The sequence below is a fragment of the Oleiphilus sp. HI0080 genome, assembly GCF_001635135.1.
Genome location: NZ_LWFU01000442.1, coordinates 1 through 19,507, shown reverse-complemented (window position 1 = coordinate 19,507; position 19,507 = coordinate 1). Strand labels below are relative to the sequence as shown.

Here is a 19,507-nt window from a genome sequence, read left to right as displayed (position 1 = left end):
CCGAGAAGACAAACGAAAGTACGCTCAGACTCTTCGTCTCGGTTCAAGACACGGGCATTGGGATCGCACCCGATCAACTTGAAGAGCTTTTCGAGGAATTTAGTCAAGCAGATGCCTCAACCACACGCAAATTCGGTGGCACAGGTCTTGGCTTATCAATCTGTAAAAAACTCTGTGAATTAATGGACGGCACAATACAAGCAACGAGCGAGCTTGGCTCAGGTAGTTGCTTTACGTTTGATATCGGGCTTTTGGATGGAACACTAAGTCAGCAAAGAGGCGTTTCTGTCTCACCTGCTGATTCGTCAAAAACCGATCTCGCAGCAGGTGAATTCAGTTTTTCCGGACATAAAATCCTCCTCGTTGAAGACAACGAAGTCAATCAACTAGTCGCCAAATATATGCTAGAACATATGGGCTTACACGTTGATATATGCGGGAATGGCCTAGAGGCGATTGATCAACTCAATCGAAGCGCTTACGAACTGATCCTCATGGACTGCCAAATGCCCGAGATGGATGGATACGAGGCAACACTGCGGATTCGCGAAGGCGAAGCTGGAGAGACACATGCGAAGATTCCAATCATTGCCTTAACAGCCAACGCGATGATAGGCGATCGTGAACGCTGCCTAGAGGTTGGCATGAATGAGCACGTCGCCAAGCCTATCGAAGAAAGCGCTCTGAGAAACGTACTGTCCAGATGGATCCATACGCCGTAGCAACGTTTGGGTCATCGCCTGCGCGAAGTGCGGCTTTTTTGCATTGAGATGCATCAATCGCATACTCCACCCTCCCCCTTAAATAAACGCTTTCGTATTCAATGACGATCGCGCATCGAAAGTGGCGATCACCTCACATATGTTGCACACTCATGCTTTGATTTATACGTGTCGATGCGAGAAAAATGAAGGTAACGCTGGAGCGCAAGCACATATCGTCTCTCTCTAAAAGGAGTTTCATTTTTTGGCTATTACTCTGCGCAACAGCGCTTGGAGGATGTGCCTTACCCGCGCTTGATAAGAGAGCTCAAAGTCAAGCTTTTCCGCCATCAAAGTCTACTCAAACAGGCATTGGCCAATCCGTAACAGTACTCGCCGAGCATCTAAATAAGGCGACGGACAAACTTAGCGGAATTGTCACTTTGGAAGACCCAGTCGATGCGTTCGTCGCGCGAGCACTTTTGGCAGAGGCCAGCGAGCTTTCGATCGACTTACAGTACTATATTTGGCGTGAAGACATTGCTGGCAAGTTGTTGCTTCGCACGTTAATCCGTGCGGCTGATCGAGGCGTCAGAGTAAGGCTTCTGCTCGATGACCATGGCTCTTCAGGAATGGATAAAACGCTTGCCACCTTGGATGCCCATCGCCACATTGAGGTACGACTCTTCAACCCCTATTCGGTTCGCAGTTTTAAGTCCATTGATTATTTAACCGACTTTCAGCGCATCAACCGAAGAATGCATAACAAATCATTTACGGTTGATAACCAGATCAGCATTGTAGGCGGACGAAATGTCGCCAACGAGTACTTTGGCGCAGATAATGGCATTCAGTTCACGGATCTGGATGTGCTGGCAACCGGACCAATTGTCGATCATGTTTCGAAGGATTTTGACCGTTATTGGTCTAGTATTTCCGCCTACCCGATAGAGCAGCTTGTAGAAGCATCCAACAAGGAGGATTTGCGATCGTTAGGGATGGAGCTTGAGAGTACGGTTCTTTCAACTGAAGCAAAACCGTTTATATCTGCGATCAAAGCATCCCCGCTTCTTAACGACCTACAAAACCAAGTGCTTAAACCTGTCTACGCTACAGTGAACCTAGTGAGCGATGATCCAGCTAAAATATTCGGTCCAACTCCCGAAAATGGGCTTTTGGTTCAGCAGCTGGATCAGCTACTCGGTAGTCCGCAACGCTCTTTTACCCTCATCTCGCCTTACTTCGTCCCGGGTGACACCGGGGTTCAGCTGTTTCGTGATTTAGAAGAAAAAGGCGTCGAGATAAAGGTCTTGACGAATTCGCTTGAAGCGAACGACGTTGCTTTGGTCCACTCGGGCTATGCAAAGTACCGTCGCCCTTTGCTAGAAGCGGGCGTTCAGCTATACGAGCTTCGCAAATTCGGCGCTATAGAGGCAACACCTCAAACGCGGAAAACCGCAAGCATAGGTAGTTCTGAAGCGAGCCTGCATGCCAAGACATTTGCTGTCGACAGTAACACGCTGTTTGTGGGCTCGTTCAACTTTGACCCAAGATCACTCAGTCTCAATACAGAGCTCGGGTTTCTTATCGAGAGCCCTCAGCTTGCCATGGCATTAGAAACCGAGTTTGATGAACAAATAAAACAAGCGGCCTATGAAGTGGTGCTCAATGAAAACAAAGATCTCGAATGGATAGAACATAATGGGGCAGAAACCCGACGTTACGAAGAAGAGCCTAACACCAGCTTTTACCAAAGGGCCGTGATAGGGTTGTTCTCATTCCTACCCATCGAGCCCTTGCTTTAAGTACCTAACATGTGCAACAAATCAATGATGTAAAAACTCTCAAGCTCAAGCTTAAGCTCAGAAAAATCTAGCAATCCGTTGTAATGAGAGAGACCGTGCAATTCGGGTCACCAAATGAATCGTACGTCACATAACAGCCGTTGGCCGTCGGCGCGCCAGAGCCCCGAATATCATAACCGATGCGCGTATAGCGATTATTGACAACAAGGCTTAGGCCTCCGATTTCTCTAAAATCGATATGATCAGCCATTTCTAAAGCATCTGCTAACTCAGCCCTGCTTTCCGGACATAAATTTCGCCAATCCACCTCTGATCTTCCAGCCTCTGTCTCGACAATATATGACGCCTGACTGGGCGGATTTGCGGATGCCACGCTGAGTCCTTGCACATATGCTTTACTGCGAACCACGCCGATTGTCGACAGCATAGCGCCCCTTATTCCCTCGAGAGTAGACACTCGAGATGTTTGCGTTAAGTCTGCAAACCGAGGCAGTGCAAACGCCGCCAAGACCCCAAGCAACACGATAACTAATACTAACTCAATCAAGGTAAAACCCGATTGCCCTACACACTTTCGGGGCAAACGATCTGAACTGACTAACCTCATAGAACCTACTTCAACCATGAACAGCGGATACTCGCTCTGAGCAAATAATAATGTCTTATATAGTCATAATAGCGGCGAAAACACCTTTGTACACCCTATCAGCCAAGCAAATCGATGCTCGCCCTCTCAACAGCCACAAGGCCTAATACAAAGCACCAAGCGCACTTTTTTGCTCTAAAAATAATCGCCAAACTCACCCATCAAGAAAACGGCAAAAGCAGGACTGCCTCCTTCGTATTCAGCACGTAGTTGATAGGCCCACATTACTGGCTAACACCCTTATACCGACTATATTTAGAGTCTTTAGTAAAAATAATGTGAGTGCCGCAAGTAATGTTTTTAAAAGAATCGACAGTGACATATTGGTTATCGAAGCGAGCAAATGGAGAAGCTTCACCAGACAACGCCCCTTCTTGGCTAAGCCCTTTCATATCTGAAAACAAAAATAAGAATCTGCTTGTCATCGCCGACAGAACGGTCGATTCCGCGAGGACCGTATCACTCTTCGGGATCGAAGGACTGCAGTTAAATAGCAAACTGGATGACATGGTCTCTGAGTCCGTTCAATTAGCCAGCGCGATCGAGGAGATGTCCTCAACAGCTCAAGAAATTGAGTCTCTTGGCCAACAAGTTCTTGAGCGTGCAGGGCAAACAAGCAATGAGGCTTCAAAAGGTTTTGAAGCGCTTAATTTACTCGTCAAAAAACTCGACTCAATTGAAACATCCGTCAAAGACGTCGGCACCAATGCGGCATCGTTTGTAGAGCAGACAAAAAGCATCATACAACTCACGACCACGGTCAACGAGATAGCAGACCAGACAAATCTACTAGCGCTCAATGCCGCAATTGAAGCAGCAAGGGCTGGCGAGTATGGCCGCGGATTTTCTGTTGTCGCTGATGAAGTTCGTGGCTTGGCAGGGCGAAGTGCAGAAGCGGCAAGAGAGATTGAGAGCATCGTAAATGGAGTTGTAAACGGCGCTCATGATGTCGCGAGAATCGTTGAGGGTACGATAGAGGTTCTCGAAGACTCGCATGAGAACCGTGATCAGCTTATTCAAACTGTTTCTGACGCCAGTTCGGCCGCAGCAGAGAACGTACATTCAACAACGCAAATTGCCTCTGCAGCAACCCAGCAAGCTCATGTAGCATCCGACATGGCAAAAGGTGTTCAGAGAACGGCAGATGGCATTAGCGAATCATCTGCCGTATTTAAAGAGATGTTCCACAAAGTGGAGACGCTGCGAAATCTGCAAGTCGAAAGCCTTAGTCAGTTCGATACGAGTGACGCAAAAATGCTTTTGCGCATGGCGCAAAGTGACCATATCGTTTGGGTTGATAAAGTAATTCGTTTTGCCTTGTTTGGCGAAAATAGCATTCAAGAAAGCGAACTCAAAGATCACACCCAGTGTCGATTAGGAAAGTTTTTGATGTCTGAAGAAGGGCAATTGCTGAAAGAAGAATCACGCTTCAAAGAGCTTTATGATGATATCCATCCAAAAGTTCACTCAACTGGGATCGAAATATATCAACTTGCACGCTCTGGAGCGGAACCAGCGTCTTTACAAGGTGCGGTAGAGCAATTGATCCAGTATTCAGATACGGTATTAGACATCCTCTCTGAATTTATAAAACGCCGATAACCATCATCGGCGCTTAACTTACATGCTCTTGCAGACCTGACACGTTCGTTGCTCATTCCGGGTCTCGCCCGTTGGCGGCCCTCACCAAAACCCAGATCATTCACTTCCGGCGCTCGCGGTAACTGCCCTTTTCTATTTGAGATAGAACATGATCAAAAGCAATCACCGGGGCCGCTCATCAAGACCAATCATCAGGGCCGCTCACCAGAGCACGACAAACACAATCTCGTTCACCCAACATGCTTTCTGAAAGCGCCACTATTCGTGCGAAGAAACGGTATCTTGGATGAATTGTTGGACTATGTCGTCATACGTTCCAGCTTCTCGCATTTTGGCGAGGCTAGCATCAAATTCTTTCAAGAACGCTTTCATATCCAGTTCTTTTGGGATGATGAGATGACTGTTGTTTAGGGAAAATGGGACAGGTAAAGCAACAATTTTGTCGTTTAACCCCAAGTGTTGAATATACGATTCGCCCGACAGTTGATCCAAAATCAAGCAATCGATTCTCCCCAGCGCTAACATTTTGAAGTTATCACTCAGGTCTGCGCGAACATTCACCTTGAACAGTTCTTTCTCTCGCGCTGCATCAAACTTTTGCCCATAAGACCAACCCCGATTTACACCTATCGTTTTCCCAGAAAGGTCATCTAAATCGTTATATTCAAACTGTTGTCCTTTATTTACAAAGATCACCATCTTTTCCTCGTAAAGGGGGGCAGAATAGTCGTATTTTTTCAAACGCTTATCATTTTTGTAAGCGCCTCCCACAGCCCCCACACCATCGCCACCGTATAACAAGGCACGCTTCCACGGAACCGCGACAATCTCAGCTGTAACGCTGGTGCCACTTATTATTTCTAACAAAAGCTTGGGATATAAACCTGCAACATCTTTTTCTTCAGGCTCATACATGTAAGGGGGGTAACTATTATCGACAAATATCGCTAGATCTGGGTGATCTCCAAAAACAGAAGACACCTGAACCAATAATACCAGTAGCAAGACAACTTGTTGATAAACACCAATCCGAGCCATAAATACTGCCAAACATAGAGATACTGAGACGCTTCAAAGCTGTGCAAAAAACACACAGCTACTCCGTAGTATATCCTGCCCAATCGTTAAATATAGTTTGATTATGTAAAACAATTTGCCAATTACGGTCACAGATTCTGCGCCGCGAGAAAGGTCTCCTTGAGACATTCACGAATTTGAAGGCCCGAAAATCACGACAGAACTAGATTATTCAATGGATAAAAAGCTCCTTTGCGTTGGAGAGATCCGATTTTATCGGCCAAACAGAAAAGCAAAATCGAGTCCGTTTCAGTGATACATTATGCAAGGAATCACTGTCTCACCCACCACGTTAAATGCGCGCCTTCTTGCAAAACCATTGTTACGGATTCGAAAAAATACGATAAGAAAGCTGGTTATGTGTGGACCTTCCACTATCTTCTATCGTTCTCGAATGACGAGACTTATTGCTCCGCTAGGACGCTTTCTCTGGTGCTAGTGCGCCCAGCTCTCGTCGCTCTAATGCTGCGCGAATATCCTCGACACTACTCGGGTCGTCGATCGTAGAAGGAATCGTATACTGCTCGCCATCAGCAACCTGGCGCATGAGCTTACGCAAGATTTTTCCTGATCGCGTTTTCGGCAAACGAGGCATGACGAGCACCGTTTTAAAACATGCAACAGCTCCAATTTGCTTGCGGATTAAAGCAACAAGCTCCTTCTCTATCGTCGCCTCGTCGCTTTTAACACCATCCTTGAGCAAAACAAAGGCGAGCGGTATCTGCCCTTTCAACTCATCAGCAATACCAATAACCGCACACTCTGCTACTGCATCATGACTCGCAACCAACTCCTCCATCTCTCCGGTTGAGAATCGATGCCCGGCAATGTTAATCACATCGTCGGTACGCCCCATAATGAACACGTAGCCCTCATCGTCTTTATATCCGCCATCACCAGAACAATAGTACCCCGGAAAATCGGCAAGATATCCTGTCTTAAAACGATCAAAATTCTTCCAAATAGTCGGCAAGCAACTTGGTGGTAAGGGGAGCTTAATGGCGATATTACCCTGCTGATTGGACGGGAGTTCATTTCCCTGATCATCTAGAATGCGTACATCAAAGCCTGGACTAGGCTTTGTGGCTGAACCGGCTTTTACAGGCAGCTGCTCAATACCCAAAGGATTCCCGCAAATCGCCCAACCTGTTTCGGTCTGCCACCAATGATCAACCACCGGCAAATTTGTGGTTCGCTCAATCCACTCGAGTGTGGGCGGATCAAGACGCTCTCCTGCAACAAACACGGCTTCAAGACTGCCCACATCATAGAGCCGAATCAGCGCCCCATTGGGATCTTCTTTTTTGATTGCTCGAAACGCTGTTGGTGCAGAAAACAGCGCCTTTACCTTGTACTCTTCGATAACACGCCAAAATGCGCCTGCATCGGGGGTTTTAACCGGTTTTCCTTCATAGAGCACTGTTGAAAGTCCGGTCATTAGCGGGGCATAAACAATATACGAGTGACCAACCACCCAGCCAACATCCGACGCCGCCCAAAATACCTCACCTGGATGCATGTTATAAACGGCCTGCATGCTATAGCGCATTGCAACGGCATGGCTACCATTGTCTCGCACCACGCCTTTTGGTGCGCCAGTGGTTCCTGATGTATAGAGAATATAGAGCGGATCAGTCGATGATACAGAAACAGGATCTGCGGGTGCTGCATGCTCTACCAGTTCATACCACGAGAAATCACGGCCTTGTTGAAGCTCGGCAGCACATTCGGCGCGCTGAGCGATGATGCAAGTCGACACCTCATGTTTGGCGTCGTTCAAAGCTTGATCGAGAAGGGGTTTATAGGGGATCAGGCGATCAATTTCGATACCGCATGAGGCGGACACTATAACGCTTGGTTCTGCATCATTAATGCGAATGGCCAACTCATGTGCGGCAAAGCCTCCAAAAACAACAGAATGTATTGCACCTAATCTGGCCACAGCAAGCATGGCGACAGCGGCTTCCGGAATCATCGGCATATAGATCAAAACAGTGTCGCCTTTGCCAACACCCTTGCTCTTCAAAACCCCGGCAAACTTCGCAACCCTGTCAAGCAACTGGCTATAGGTAATCTCTTCCTTGGTGTTTGTCACTGGCGAGTCATAGTAAATTGCAACCTGATCCCCCCTGCCCTGCAGCACCTGATCATCCAAACACAACGCCGAGGTGTTCAGCGAGCCGTCGGTGAACCAACGATCAACGCCATTTTGATCCTTGCTACAAATCGTTTCGGGAAATGTTGTCCAAGCAAGGCGACGAGCCTGCTTTGCCCAAAAGGCTTCGGGTTGTTCGATAGATCGTGTGTATTCGTCGTTGTAGCTAGCCATCTTAAATCACCGTATATGCTTGGTTTTTCAAAAGACTACTCTCGGCTGCATCGAACCGAAATTCGACCTTAGTCGTGCTCTAAATCGAATACTATCCATAGTTGAGCCAGATCAAGCGCCGCGCTTCGAGGTAGGATTATTCTAATCACATGCAAGAATGAAGCGGCAGTGCTGATGTACTGATCACTGCGTATTGATGACTACCCGATGGAGAAACTTCATGGAACAAGCGAAAAACAAACTACTCGAGTTAAAGGCCGAGTACGAGAAACGAGTAGAGAATACTGAAAAACACTTATTGCATCGTGAAGAACCAGTGAGTCAAGACTTCGCTGAGCAAGCCGTTGAGATGGAAAACGAAGAAGTCGTTGAACGCTTAGATGAAGAAGCAAAACATGAGCTCGCGTTAGTAAACGCGGCTCTGGCGCGCATTGAAAAGGGCGAATACGGACACTGTGAATCCTGCGGCGGTAAAATTAACGAGGCGCGTTTAGAAGCCCTTCCTCACGCAGCTAAGTGCATCAATTGCGCTGAGTAAACAAACCCAGATTATGTCATAGAGACAAGACAGGATAAGCTCATGAAGAATGAAGGCCGCATAGATCGAAGCATCAGAATAATTTTAGGCATGGTATTGATCAGTCTAGTTTTTATCGGGCCACAATCGGCTTGGGGGTGGATTGGTCTCGTGCCGCTGATCACTGGTGTGATTGGCTTTTGCCCCTTGTATAAAATCATCGGGCTAAATACTTGCCCTCTTGATGCTAAGTAGGGACACTACGCGACTCAACACATTGGTTTCTATAGGGGGTATATTGTGCGACTTACCACATCATTGCTACTTGCTCTGCTTACGAGCATAACGTATGCCTCCGAGCCAATCTGGCTAGATGTCCGCACCCCACAAGAATTCTCTGAAGAACATGTTCAGAACGCAATCAATATCCCCTTTGACCAAATAACCACCGGCATCACCGGGATAAGCGCAGATAAAGGCAGCGAGATCGTTCTTTACTGTCGCAGTGGCAGACGCGCAGACATTGCGATGTCGACACTGCAGCAACTCGGATACACGAATGTTGTGAATCTGAAAACACTAGAGGCTGCAAAAGCGGCACGTGCGCTGAGAACGAGTGAGAGCAAAAAGAACACGACCGAAAACGAAAATTAAAGCAGAAAAAAGACTCCGGCTGAAATAAGCGCTGATAAACAGTCAAAGATTGTCAGTGCCCCCTTTAAGATTCCGATAAGCCACTTTAAGCCTTAGTCTAAACCCCTGAGGAAACCATTCTATTGATCAACGTACGCCGGCCTTATCAATGACCAGCAAACCTGAGACTGTCAATGCAAGATCTTGCGCCAACGACCTCTCTTAGTTTAAGACTAAGGCACTCGACTTCTGACCTCTTATCGGGCAAACATTCAAAACCTAGGTTTGACAAAAACGACGGCGCGACCGCAATTGGAGCGAGCCTAGTTAATCAGAGAAACGCTCTTAGTCACGAGTCGGTCAAACAACTCTGGTGACATTGACGCTGCATCTTCTACTAATACAGACTCTGTATCCGATGCCGCAAAACGTGCACGAGTGCCGTAGGTGTTTCGCTCTAATGCGTTCCTAAGCGCCTTTTCTCTAATTTCGATTCGCGTTGCTTCGCAATTCGCTAGCCGTGACATGGACATAACCCCCCGGTTGAAATTTTATTTAACTCCCCTCTCACTTTCTTTACGATGCAGCTAGCGCTTCGGTTTAAACGAATCTGACATGCAAAAAAAAGAGCGCAATCTGCGCTCTTTTTTGATGAAAAGATGCAACTCACTAGGTTCTAAAAGTGGCGCTTAGCTCTTCTAAATTCGTAGCCGCGTTACTCAGCTGCTGTGACATCTCCAAACTCTGATTCGCCGATTGGGCTGTCGCCTCTACCAGATCTGACATCTCAACAACGGTTCTGGCGATATCTTCAGAAACATTCGTCTGCTCTTCTGCAGCGGTTGCTACTTGCATATTTAAGCCATTGATTTGTGAAATACTAGAGCTAATCACATCCAGCTTTTCACTCGCCTGATTAAACATGTCAGCACTATTTGCTGTCACCTCAGAGCTTGCGTTCATAACCTCAGCTGTATTTTTTGCACCGCTTTGCACACTTTCAATAATGTCTTCAATTTCGGTCGTCGACTGCTGGGTTTTCTGAGCGAGAGAACGAACCTCATCGGCAACCACGGCAAAGCCTCTGCCTTGCTCGCCAGCACGCGCCGCTTCAATCGCGGCGTTGAGCGCTAACAGATTCGTTTGCTCTGCAATACCGCGAATCACACTCAGAACCGTTCCCACATTGTTGGTGTCTTCTTCAAGACGCTTAACAACCTCAACGGTATCGGATATTTGCGTAGCAAGCCGATTTATCGATTCTTGCGCACTACCCATTGTCTGCACGCCATCTTTCGCGGCTTCGTCCGCTTCTTGCGCGAGATTCGCCGCAGAGGCTGCGTGGCCCGCCACTTCCTGCGCAGTTGCGCTCATCTCGGTCATCGCGGAAGCGATATGATCCGTCGACTCGTTAGCCGTAGACACTTTGTTTACCAAGGCCTCTGAAGACTCGGCTAAATGCTGCGAGACGCTTTTTAGATCCTCATCCGTCGAATTCAAGCGATGGGCTAATTCCTGCAGAAAGCTCTGTAAATGCCGAGATGCATCCGCCAGTTTGCCTAGCTCATCGTCGCGTTGGATATGGATTTCATTATTGATCTTGCCTGAGCTGATACGCGAAATCACACCAATCAGTTCCTGGCTAGGCGCCACGATAGCTTTATTGATGACCCAGATAGATGCCAAGGCAAACAACACAATCACCACGCCCAAAACAGTGTTAAACACCGTCAAACCAGAATAGGCTTTCGCCGCCGCTTCTTCACTACGAAGCTTCACCATTTCAGCAATTTTGCCTGCCGCTTCCGAAAGCAACTTTGCTGGCTCTCGGTCAATACCCTTCACCGCCTTGTCGCCAGCGCGATGGTCATAACCCTGCGCTTCAAATGCATCAAAGCCCTGGCGATATGCAGAACCCATACTTTTATGTGCATCCAGAAAGCGAGATACAAGCGTTGCTGCTTCGCCTTGCTCAAGATGACTTAAAAGCTCTCGCCCTTCATCTTGAATATCCTGCTCCCGATCTTGAAAGCGCTGCCAATATTTCGTCCGCTGCTCAGAATCCTCTCCACGCAACAGCGTGTTCTTCCATTCTTGCACCTGCGTTTTAAAATCAACCAGCATCTTTGTGATAAGACGCTCGTTGGCGATATCCTTTTCAACGAGGCTTTCAAAGCCCTGCATCCCAGACAAAGCAGAGCTGAAAGAGGCGATGGATGCTAGCACAATCGATAACGCCCCAATGCCGATAATGGCCATTAGCTTGTTTCGAATGCTTCGGTTTATCCAAGTCATTTTTGTCACCATGTTTTCGTTATAATTCCGCATCAATTAAAGCCCATATAATCGACAAAGCAAGGCTATGGCTGATGTATTCCCCTTAACACTCTATAACGACCGTTTTTATTGTGACTTGATAGTACAAATACACTCAGCAACAAATATCTTGAATACATTGAGGTGATTGCGTAGTGATCCGGCGGGGGGTCACTTAAGGGGCTTGGCGACGCAGAAACTTCTTTCTGCCTCGCTCACCGATTGCAGATAAAAGGGGATACAGGCCACTTAACAAAAATGGAAACAGACAGACCAGCCTACCCAGAAAGCTATCGATATATGGGACAAAGTACTCTAGGCGCTGACTACGCTGTGCCTTATTGAAGGCCTTTACCACATCCTCAATCTTTGACGGCGAGCTTAGAAAGTTCAAAGCGCTACCGCCGTTTTCGGCCTCGTAACGAAGCATAGGCGTATCAATCGCGCTCGGCAGGATCATTGAGACAGCCACGCCGCTATTTTTTAACTCCTCACGCAAAGCAATTAAAAAACCCCTCAAACCAAACTTTGATGCAGAGTATGGAGCGGCACCCTTCAGAGCCACTAATGCGGCCATTGAAGCTGTATTAATAATATGCCCAAAGCCCTGAACCTGCATCTTTCTAGCGCAAGCCTGATTGAGCCACATGGTACTTTTGAGATTTATATCGATGTCGCGCGTTAACAGCTCTCGCGACACCGCCGACACCTCTCCGGGCGTCACGACACCTGCGTTCAAAAACGCGCAAGCAAGAGGTTCTTCAAAACCCTCAATTTCATCACAAAGCGCATTAAGAACTTCTATATTTGTAAGGTCAGCGTGCTTCAAACAAGCTCCGTGAAGAGCGCGCGGGTGTTCTTCAATAAGAGCACTTAAACCGGCTTGATCGACATCTACCAAAAATAAGCGATAGCCTTGCTGCGCTAAGTTCAGCGCTACGCCTCTTCCAATCCCACTCGCAGCACCAGTTACCAGCGCCCACTGTTTAGGCTTGTTCACGGGGTCTTAACCTCTGCAATTTGACGAGATAAGCCCTCTTTCGAGTTGATCGATTTGTAGAACTGCTCACTTGGTTCTGGCCAACAAAAAGCATTCCGCATTTGCTTCATCGCACGTTTGAATGCATTAGCGTTTGTGTAACCCTGATGTCTGTTTGAGCTTACATAGTGAACCTTACCTCCAAGCTGCGGCTCGCGGCCCTCAACAAACGCTTGTACTTTCTTGGCTTGCTCAGGATCTTGAAGCTGCGTTTCAACCGTTTTTGCGATGAGATAAGCCATATCATCAAAAAGTTTGTAGGCGCCGCCATTGGTTTCAATATAGCCATTGATAAATAAGCTGGGATGCTTTGGGTTAAACATTTTCATGAACGTTTGCGGCCGATGCCCCTTCCACTCAAAGAAAGAGGCATCAAGGTAAGGGATCTTCCAATCATAACCTGTTGCAAGAATCACCTTATCGACCTGAGCATGACTGCCGTCGACAAAGTAAACGGTGTTGCCATCAAGATACTCTATATCCGGCATCGCCTTGATGTCCCCATGCTGCAAATAATGAAGTATCTGCGTATTTAATATGGGATGGCTTGAAAGCACTTTATGATCTGGCTTTTGCAAACCAAGACGCGTCAAATCGCCATTGAGCATGCGCAGTAAACCACCGAAGACAAGCTGCGATAACTTGATCGGCATCCAGTCGCTTTGAGCACCAAACACATCAGCAGGCATTCCAAATATATGCTTAGGCACGAAGTGGTAACCACGACGCAAACTAATATAGGCATTGTCGGCCATGTATGCGGCGTCACAAGCAATGTCGACTCCAGAGTTGCCGGCACCCACCACCAACACATTCTGGCCCTTTAAGCTTTGTGGATCATGATAGTCAACGGAATGAAGCACCTCGCCGGTAAAGTTTTCCTGCCCCTTCAATGTCGGCTGGTGTTTGTACCAGTTTGTACCCGATGCACAGACTAGCCATCGCGACTCGTCAGAAAAGCGCTCTCCGTGCGCATCCTCACCCTGAATTAACCAGAGCCCCTCTTTGAATTCGATCTGGGCCACTTTGGTTTGAAAGCGTATGTGTTGCAATAAACCATAATGCTCAGCAAAGCTTTTTATATACTCGAAAATTTGCTTGTTCGAAGGGTAATCTGGGTAATCCTCAGGCATCGGAAAACCTAAATGGCCAGACATTGTCTTGGAAGAGATAAAGTGCGCTGAAGCATACATCGGCGAACCTTCGTTCTCTAAATCCCAGATGCCGCCAACATTTTTGTGCTTCTCATAAACCACGAAGGGAATATTTAACGCTGCAAGTGCTCGCGCAGTAGCAAGTCCCGCTGGACCCGCGCCAATAATGGCGACTTTGTCGTTTGAGCCTAACTTGGTCGTCGCATTCATTGTTTATCACCTATTGCTTGTAGATTACGTCTTGCAGTCGGTAGTGACCGTCCAAAGCCGACCCTAGAAATTATCTGATCATTGATCATGTTTTGAAATATGATCAATGATCAGATATTATTTGTCAATACACAGACGAGTGACACACCTAACCCCAAGGCAATTACGTGGCGGCGAACAATACGAAAACATCAAGACGCACCCCAACACAAAAGCGCAGTAAAGAGCGATATGAGCTTGTGGTGAACACCGCCAAACAACTTATTGGTGAAAGGGGAAATGACTCAGTGAGCATGCGCGAAATCGCGAAGCAGGCAAACGTTCCTATCAGCTCAATTTACCAATACTTTCCCGACAAAAACGCCATTCTTGAAGCCATCATGCAGAGCTATTTTGAAGAGATAAGACAGGGCTTAAGACATTTTGTGGACTGCTGCCAATGCCGAGAAGACCTCAAAAAAGGAATCATCCAGGGGATTGATCTGTTTTATGCAACATTCAAACAAGAGCCTACCCTGGCAATCCTTTGGGCCGGACTGCAGGCGAATCCTAAACTCAAAGAACTTGACGCCCAAGACAGCAGAGAAAATGCCGGACTGCTAACGGATAAGCTTTGCTGCTTCTCAAAAAACAGCTCTTCGAACGAAATATACAACGCAGTGCTACTGCTTCTTCACTCTGCCGGAATGACCGTACGCCTTGCACTCGACATGGAACCTGCTCAAGCCGACAGGTTTATTGATGAATACAAGGCGCTTGCTCTGCTGCGATTGGATGCCCTACCTTAAACGCTATCAACCTGGCGACCTTTCCAGAACACGACCAGCCCAACGCCGCCCAAAATCATTAACGAGGCGAGCACTAACCGCTGCGAAATAACTTCTCCCACAAATAACACGCCACCAGCCGCAGCAATAACCGGCACGAGCAATTGCACCGCTGCCGCCTGCGCGTTGGAAAGCCCACGAACAGCCAAAAACCATATCGTGTATCCGAGGCCTGAAGTCAGACCTCCAGAGAGAGCAGCCAAAACAATTCCATCAGCACTCATCTCACTATTGATCGCCATCAACACAAACAGCATGCAGACAAAAGGCAAAGTTCGAGCAAAATTAAAGGCCGTATCGCCAAGTGCATCTCGCGATGCCTTGACCAGAAACAGAGTACAAGCCCCATGCACCTCCAGCCAGAACCATCAGTAAAAAGCCAATGGCCGATGGTGCACCAGCGCCGGGAAGCATCAAGTAAAGGAGCCCACAAAAAGCAACGGTAAATCCAACACTCTCAGCAAAAGAAAGTCGGCCTCCCTTCAACAAGCCCACACCAATCATCGTTAATTGAACGGACGCGAAGAGAATCAACGCCCCCGTTCCCGTATCTAGCGCACTGTAAGCAAAAGAAAACGAAACAGTATAAAGAAATAGAAAAATGCCTGAGCGCCAACTACCTGTCGACGCTTGGCCATCTGCCCGTTTGCGGAAGCTCAAAATGAGAAATAACACCAACATACCCGAAATAAGCCTAAGAGCAGTAAAACTAGCTGGGTCAATCGTCGGCGAAGCGCTAGCCGCTTGCTCCAGTGCAAGGCGACAAAGCACCGAGTTGCCCGCAAAGGCAACCAAAGCAACAACGGTATATAAAAACGTGTTCATAGCGTGCAGAAACCAAATAGTGCGCGTTTTGCAGATCCATTCAAGAGTATAAACAGATTGAGCGAAGAGTAAGACACACCGGATCGCTCTTCGTTCAACAGCAAACAAGCGAGAGGCGACGAAAAGACTTCTATTAAGGTGTTAACTAACCAAATTTAAGCCACGCAGCGGCCAAAGCGTACTCGGCGTAAACCAGTAAATGGACAAAAGAAGAAATGGTGCCGAGGGCCGGAATTGAACCGGCACGACCCGAAGGTCGGCAGATTTTAAGTTTTTTGAGTCTTTTTTTGAACAAACCCGCATAAACTTTAATATCCTCTATATTTCATATACTTAAACCATCACAAGCATAATCACTGTTTGACGAACTTAGCTCGAATTTGCCAAAATTTGAGACGAAGTGTCTACATTGCGTCTACATATTGGACTCAACAGACTAATTCCTAGACCTTAAAATAGATTGTGCGAGCATGAAAATAACCAAAAGTTTCGTCGATAAAGTAGAGCTCCCTCCCCTCGATGAAAATGGAAAACAGGCCCAAGTTTTTTATCGCGACGAAGCACTAAGAGGCTTCGCCCTTCGCGTTACAAGTGGAGGCTCAAAATCATTCATCGTTGAAAAACGCATAGACGGAAAAGTAAAGCGCAAAACCCTTGGAAAGTACGGACAAATTACGGCCGAGCAAGCACGAAAGTTAGCGCAAAACTTTCTAGGTGAAGTGGCATTTGGCAGAAACCCCATTGCCGAGAAGAACGATAAAAAAGCAAAGAACATTACGCTTGAACAATCCTTCAATGATTACATTCGTGCCCGCAAAGATCTAAAAGCTTCAACGGAGAAAGAATACCGTCGTCAGCTTAATAGCTCCTTCGGCGACTGGAAGAACAAGCCCCTCGTTAGCATTAGCAAAAACATGGTCGAGAAACGGCATTCTGAATTAGGCGCAAAAGGCGAAGCGAATGCTAACGGCGCAATGCGTGTGCTCCGCGCGATATTCAATCACGCTATCAACAAGTATGAAGACAGCAACGGCCAACCGATTATTCAGATCAATCCAGTGGCTCGACTTAGTCATAACCGCGCTTGGTACCCAACCAAACGAAGACAAACCATCATACGCCCACATGAGTTAAATGCTTGGTATAAAGCGACCTTGCAACTCAATCAGCCAGTCACTAGGGCTTATCTTCACTTTGTACTATTAACAGGCTTGCGGTTAACCGAAGCGGCGCAACTGCGCTGGCAAGATGTCGATATTAAGGGATTGTCTTTTACCATCCCTGATACAAAGAACAATCGCCCTCACACGCTACCGATTACCGAAGCGATTTATGATACTCTCAAAATACTTAAGGCAAACAAGCGCAATGAATGGGTATTCCCTAGCCCCTTGCATGACTCACATCTCAAGGAGCCTAGAACAGCGGTAAAACGTGTTTGCGATCTAAGTGGGATCAAGTTTACGATTCACGACCTACGCAGAACCTTTATCACCATTGCCGAAAGCTTAGACATTTCGGCTTACGCACTTAAACGCTTGCTAAACCACAAAGACCCCAATGATGTAACAGCGGGCTATATCATTTCCGATATCGAAAGACTCCGCGAACCGATGGATCGGATATCAACAACAATCTGTAAACATTTAAACTCTGTAAACGTATGACTATTAAAGGCCACACTAGCACAGCATTCCTTCAAAATATGGAATGGAGCTCCAAACAAAAAGAATTTGAAAAATTGCTGAAAATGATCGAGCAAGCTAACTTCGATAAAGTGTGCTTTCCAGATACCAACGGTCGCTTTTTTGAGAGAGCGTTTAGCCATATCGCCCTAGGGCTAGAGGGCTATAGCACCGAACGGATCTCAACTTGGTTAAAGTCCCTGATCGAGCTCGACCAAGCACTTTTAAAAACCTATAAAGAGCCGGCTGATGCATCGCCTACTGATGATCTAGACCAATTACTAGGAAACTTATCCGGCGCCTACGTTGAGAAGTCCTTTGACGACCTAGCCCACCCCGTAAACGATGTAATTGATTTTGTATCAAGCCACCAACTATATGTATACAAGGAAAAGTTTTCGCCGGAACAGCCATACCAAACTCATGCGCATGACTTCGCCATGGTAGGAGCATTAATCCTAGCGCTCGTAGAGATAGAGGCTCAAAAAGTTGAAAGCGGGCTTTGCACCAGAGAGGAATACGTCGAACTCAATACGAATCTACTCCTCGAACTGCAAAGATGTGCAATTTACAGTAGTGATAAGTTACAACTTTTAGCGACTGACCTTTACTACGTTGACGAAAGCTTTGATAAAGCTGCTAAGGCGACTTCCGCAGCCAGCGCTCGACATGCCGATACCGCCCGCATAAAGGAGCAATATACAACTTGGTATATGAACAATTTAGGGACTAGAAAATTTAGCAGCAAAAACCAAGCAGCTGAAAAATTCCATCGGGAGCTCGACCACTCAGATCAGAGAAAAATTCAACCAGAGGCGCTAAAACGACATCTACGCAAAGTGCTCAAAGAATCGGACTAGTAGGCTTCTCTCAAGTGCATTGAAAGGATATTCGCCAATCGGCGAACCTGCTCTTCAGTGTATACGTCATCCAAGCCCTGCAATCGCTTAGCAAAGCCTTTGGGATTCATTGCCCAAAGGCCGGCTTGCTCAAATTTCCCCTCGACATACCAGCCCGGAAAAACGAGCACAGCACAAGCCTCTACTTTGGTTCCAGAGAGCTTTGAGAGTTCTTCCGAAATCCATTTCTTTTGGGCTAAGAGCTGGGCATTGATATCTTGAGTTGCAGCATACCCGTTCACGAGTACAGAACCTTCCTCAATATGAATAACAGCCTTTCCTTTAGAGGGCTTAGAGTACGTTTTTGTCTCAACAGCAAAGACGCCCTTCGGGCTAATCAACACATGATCCAGATTAAAGCCGCTTCCAACCAAATCGTGAAAAATATAGCCACCCTGCTTACGCTGCGATTCTAAGAATTGCCCAACGGCCTGTTCTCCGTCCCTTGCCTGCTTCAGCCGTCTAACTGTTTTGCGCGTTCTATAAAACTTAAATAGCGCATAGCCGATAGCGACTAATGCAACGCCGGTCATCGTCTTCGGTGCTGGAGGAGCATCGCCCAGAAATTTGGCCCACTCGTACATGGCTACCACGGCCATACAGCCAGCAAACCACATAACAGAGCCGAGTTTATCGTTAATCAAATCTGCTATTTCTTCATCAAGCGACTGGCCCGCATACCTATGGGGCTTAGCTTTTAAAGGGGATTTAGTATCCATACCTGTTTATTTCTCATCCAAAAACTACTTCTACGATGCAGAACCACTACTTCTGCATCGCACACGTACCGCACAACTCTTACAAACTTTCTTTAAGCCTAGTTTACTTAGACCAAACGAACCAGAGAGAGGAAACAAAGAAATGACACAACTACTAACAACAGCCGAAGCGGCAAAACACTTAACCGTTAGCAAAGCGTTTTTAGAGAGGGATCGCTGGGCGGGCGCTCGAATCCCTTACGTAAAAATAGGAAGTCGAGCTGTCAGATATCGAATGTCTGATCTAGATGATTTTTTAAACAAGCAGATACGAACTTCAACATCGCAATATAGCTATTGAATAACTCTCTGAAAAAAACGAGGCGTTACAGAGGCTATAGGTAACAAGAACCGAAACAGGAACCAAAAAGTGAACCGAACTGTCAACCGAAAAGAACCGAAGCACCAACCGAAAGGAACCGGCACCAAAGCCCGTCCTAGCTGGGGTATCAACAAAACAGCCACAAAAACATCAAGAACCAGT

20 protein-coding genes are annotated in these 19,507 nt (G+C 47.0%); 10 read left to right on the top strand and 10 right to left on the bottom strand.

Going from position 1 to position 19,507, the window contains the following annotated elements; translation table 11 throughout:
* Together A3751_RS08665 and A3751_RS08660 are read left to right on the top strand one after the other, a co-directional pair.
* A partial coding sequence (locus A3751_RS08665; RefSeq protein WP_156492342.1) for a response regulator occupies nt 1-722 on the top strand: 722 nt, incomplete at its 5' end.
* A 185-nt stretch (nt 723-907) separates the two neighbouring features.
* Nucleotides 908-2,506, top strand: a complete 1,599-nt coding sequence (locus A3751_RS08660) for a phospholipase D family protein (protein ID WP_068454469.1) — start codon at nt 908-910, stop codon at nt 2,504-2,506.
* Between the two features lie 67 nt (nt 2,507-2,573).
* Here the strand turns inward: A3751_RS08660 and A3751_RS23770 are convergent, their stop codons facing one another.
* Nucleotides 2,574-3,113 (bottom strand): prepilin-type N-terminal cleavage/methylation domain-containing protein, encoded by a 540-nt coding sequence (locus A3751_RS23770; RefSeq protein ID WP_068454478.1) that lies wholly within the window; start codon nt 3,111-3,113, stop codon nt 2,574-2,576.
* 354 nt (nt 3,114-3,467) lie between these two features.
* Between A3751_RS23770 and A3751_RS08650 the strand changes: the two genes are divergently transcribed.
* On the top strand, nt 3,468-4,754 hold the full coding sequence (locus A3751_RS08650) for a methyl-accepting chemotaxis protein (protein WP_197466244.1): 1,287 nt from the start codon (nt 3,468-3,470) through the stop codon (nt 4,752-4,754).
* A gap of 258 nt (nt 4,755-5,012) precedes the next feature.
* On the opposite strand, the gene A3751_RS08645 is transcribed toward A3751_RS08650, so the two are convergent.
* Together A3751_RS08645 and A3751_RS08640 are read right to left on the bottom strand one after the other, a co-directional pair.
* Nucleotides 5,013-5,792 (bottom strand): ABC transporter substrate-binding protein, encoded by a 780-nt coding sequence (locus tag A3751_RS08645; protein WP_068454463.1) that lies wholly within the window; start codon nt 5,790-5,792, stop codon nt 5,013-5,015.
* A 454-nt stretch (nt 5,793-6,246) separates the two neighbouring features.
* Nucleotides 6,247-8,160, bottom strand: coding sequence for a propionyl-CoA synthetase (locus A3751_RS08640; RefSeq protein ID WP_068454460.1), 1,914 nt, complete (start codon nt 8,158-8,160; stop codon nt 6,247-6,249).
* A gap of 220 nt (nt 8,161-8,380) precedes the next feature.
* On the opposite strand from A3751_RS08640, the gene A3751_RS08635 reads away from it, so the two are divergent.
* Genes A3751_RS08635 through A3751_RS08625 form a run of 3 tightly spaced genes read left to right on the top strand, consistent with a single transcriptional unit; the run spans nt 8,381 to nt 9,331 of the window.
* On the top strand, nt 8,381-8,698 hold the full coding sequence (locus A3751_RS08635; protein WP_068454456.1) for a TraR/DksA family transcriptional regulator: 318 nt from the start codon (nt 8,381-8,383) through the stop codon (nt 8,696-8,698).
* A gap of 42 nt (nt 8,699-8,740) precedes the next feature.
* Nucleotides 8,741-8,932 carry a DUF2892 domain-containing protein gene (locus tag A3751_RS08630; protein WP_068454453.1) on the top strand — a complete coding sequence of 64 codons (192 nt, stop codon included), beginning with the start codon at nt 8,741-8,743 and terminating at the stop codon, nt 8,930-8,932.
* Between the two features lie 45 nt (nt 8,933-8,977).
* Nucleotides 8,978-9,331, top strand: coding sequence for a rhodanese-like domain-containing protein (locus tag A3751_RS08625; protein WP_068454449.1), 354 nt, complete (start codon nt 8,978-8,980; stop codon nt 9,329-9,331).
* A gap of 302 nt (nt 9,332-9,633) precedes the next feature.
* Here A3751_RS08625 and A3751_RS08620 read toward each other — a convergent pair whose 3' ends face one another.
* The 4 genes from A3751_RS08620 to A3751_RS08605 all read right to left on the bottom strand — a co-directional run bounded on the left by A3751_RS08620 (nt 9,634) and on the right by A3751_RS08605 (nt 14,029).
* A complete protein-coding gene (locus A3751_RS08620) occupies nt 9,634-9,837 on the bottom strand; it encodes a hypothetical protein (RefSeq protein WP_068490615.1) in 204 nt (67 codons plus the stop codon).
* 142 nt (nt 9,838-9,979) lie between these two features.
* Complete coding sequence (locus A3751_RS08615; RefSeq protein WP_068454475.1) at nt 9,980-11,605, bottom strand: methyl-accepting chemotaxis protein; 1,626 nt, start codon at nt 11,603-11,605, stop codon at nt 9,980-9,982.
* Between the two features lie 196 nt (nt 11,606-11,801).
* Nucleotides 11,802-12,626, bottom strand: coding sequence for an SDR family oxidoreductase (locus A3751_RS08610; RefSeq protein ID WP_068454442.1), 825 nt, complete (start codon nt 12,624-12,626; stop codon nt 11,802-11,804).
* The gene (locus A3751_RS08605) at nt 12,623-14,029 is read right to left on the bottom strand and encodes an NAD(P)/FAD-dependent oxidoreductase (protein ID WP_068454439.1); all 1,407 of its coding nucleotides are present in this window, start codon (nt 14,027-14,029) and stop codon (nt 12,623-12,625) included. Before A3751_RS08605 ends, A3751_RS08610 begins: the two co-directional genes overlap by 4 nt.
* A gap of 167 nt (nt 14,030-14,196) precedes the next feature.
* Here A3751_RS08605 and A3751_RS08600 point away from each other — a divergent pair, with 167 nt between their 5' ends.
* Nucleotides 14,197-14,817, top strand: coding sequence for a TetR/AcrR family transcriptional regulator (locus A3751_RS08600; protein ID WP_068454436.1), 621 nt, complete (start codon nt 14,197-14,199; stop codon nt 14,815-14,817).
* Here the strand turns inward: A3751_RS08600 and A3751_RS23865 are convergent.
* A complete protein-coding gene (locus A3751_RS23865; RefSeq protein WP_369821236.1) occupies nt 14,814-15,209 on the bottom strand; it encodes an EamA family transporter in 396 nt (131 codons plus the stop codon). The genes A3751_RS08600 and A3751_RS23865 overlap by 4 nt on opposite strands.
* Nucleotides 15,142-15,681, bottom strand: a complete 540-nt coding sequence (locus A3751_RS23860; RefSeq protein WP_369821235.1) for a hypothetical protein — start codon at nt 15,679-15,681, stop codon at nt 15,142-15,144. Before A3751_RS23860 ends, A3751_RS23865 begins: the two co-directional genes overlap by 68 nt.
* A gap of 470 nt (nt 15,682-16,151) precedes the next feature.
* On the opposite strand from A3751_RS23860, the gene A3751_RS08590 reads away from it, so the two are divergent.
* Entirely contained in the window at nt 16,152-17,348 is a 1,197-nt protein-coding gene (locus A3751_RS08590) for a tyrosine-type recombinase/integrase (RefSeq protein ID WP_068454433.1), read from the top strand.
* A gap of 38 nt (nt 17,349-17,386) precedes the next feature.
* A complete protein-coding gene (locus tag A3751_RS08585) occupies nt 17,387-18,226 on the top strand; it encodes a hypothetical protein (RefSeq protein WP_197466243.1) in 840 nt (279 codons plus the stop codon).
* On the opposite strand, the gene A3751_RS08580 is transcribed toward A3751_RS08585, so the two are convergent.
* Complete coding sequence (locus tag A3751_RS08580; RefSeq protein WP_082863128.1) at nt 18,223-18,984, bottom strand: nuclease-related domain-containing protein; 762 nt, start codon at nt 18,982-18,984, stop codon at nt 18,223-18,225. The two genes, A3751_RS08585 and A3751_RS08580, sit on opposite strands and share 4 nt — an antisense overlap.
* A 142-nt stretch (nt 18,985-19,126) precedes the next feature.
* Between A3751_RS08580 and A3751_RS21780 the strand changes: the two genes are divergently transcribed.
* Nucleotides 19,127-19,324 carry an AlpA family transcriptional regulator gene (locus A3751_RS21780; RefSeq protein WP_068490052.1) on the top strand — a complete coding sequence of 66 codons (198 nt, stop codon included), beginning with the start codon at nt 19,127-19,129 and terminating at the stop codon, nt 19,322-19,324.
* Nucleotides 19,325-19,507: the final 183 nt, after the last annotated feature.

Coding starts and splice junctions, on each gene's coding strand:
- A3751_RS08660 (WP_068454469.1), top strand. CDS start 908: ATGAAGGTAACGCTGGAGCGCAAGCACATATCGTCTCTCTCTAAAAGG.
- A3751_RS23770 (WP_068454478.1), bottom strand. CDS start 3,113: ATGAGGTTAGTCAGTTCAGATCGTTTGCCCCGAAAGTGTGTAGGGCAA.
- A3751_RS08645 (WP_068454463.1), bottom strand. CDS start 5,792: ATGGCTCGGATTGGTGTTTATCAACAAGTTGTCTTGCTACTGGTATTA.
- A3751_RS08640 (WP_068454460.1), bottom strand. CDS start 8,160: ATGGCTAGCTACAACGACGAATACACACGATCTATCGAACAACCCGAA.
- A3751_RS08635 (WP_068454456.1), top strand. CDS start 8,381: ATGGAACAAGCGAAAAACAAACTACTCGAGTTAAAGGCCGAGTACGAG.
- A3751_RS08630 (WP_068454453.1), top strand. CDS start 8,741: ATGAAGAATGAAGGCCGCATAGATCGAAGCATCAGAATAATTTTAGGC.
- A3751_RS08620 (WP_068490615.1), bottom strand. CDS start 9,837: ATGTCACGGCTAGCGAATTGCGAAGCAACGCGAATCGAAATTAGAGAA.
- A3751_RS08615 (WP_068454475.1), bottom strand. CDS start 11,605: ATGACTTGGATAAACCGAAGCATTCGAAACAAGCTAATGGCCATTATC.
- A3751_RS08605 (WP_068454439.1), bottom strand. CDS start 14,029: ATGAATGCGACGACCAAGTTAGGCTCAAACGACAAAGTCGCCATTATT.
- A3751_RS23860 (WP_369821235.1), bottom strand. CDS start 15,681: ATGAACACGTTTTTATATACCGTTGTTGCTTTGGTTGCCTTTGCGGGC.
- A3751_RS08590 (WP_068454433.1), top strand. CDS start 16,152: ATGAAAATAACCAAAAGTTTCGTCGATAAAGTAGAGCTCCCTCCCCTC.
- A3751_RS08585 (WP_197466243.1), top strand. CDS start 17,387: ATGGAATGGAGCTCCAAACAAAAAGAATTTGAAAAATTGCTGAAAATG.
- A3751_RS08580 (WP_082863128.1), bottom strand. CDS start 18,984: ATGGATACTAAATCCCCTTTAAAAGCTAAGCCCCATAGGTATGCGGGC.
- A3751_RS21780 (WP_068490052.1), top strand. CDS start 19,127: ATGACACAACTACTAACAACAGCCGAAGCGGCAAAACACTTAACCGTT.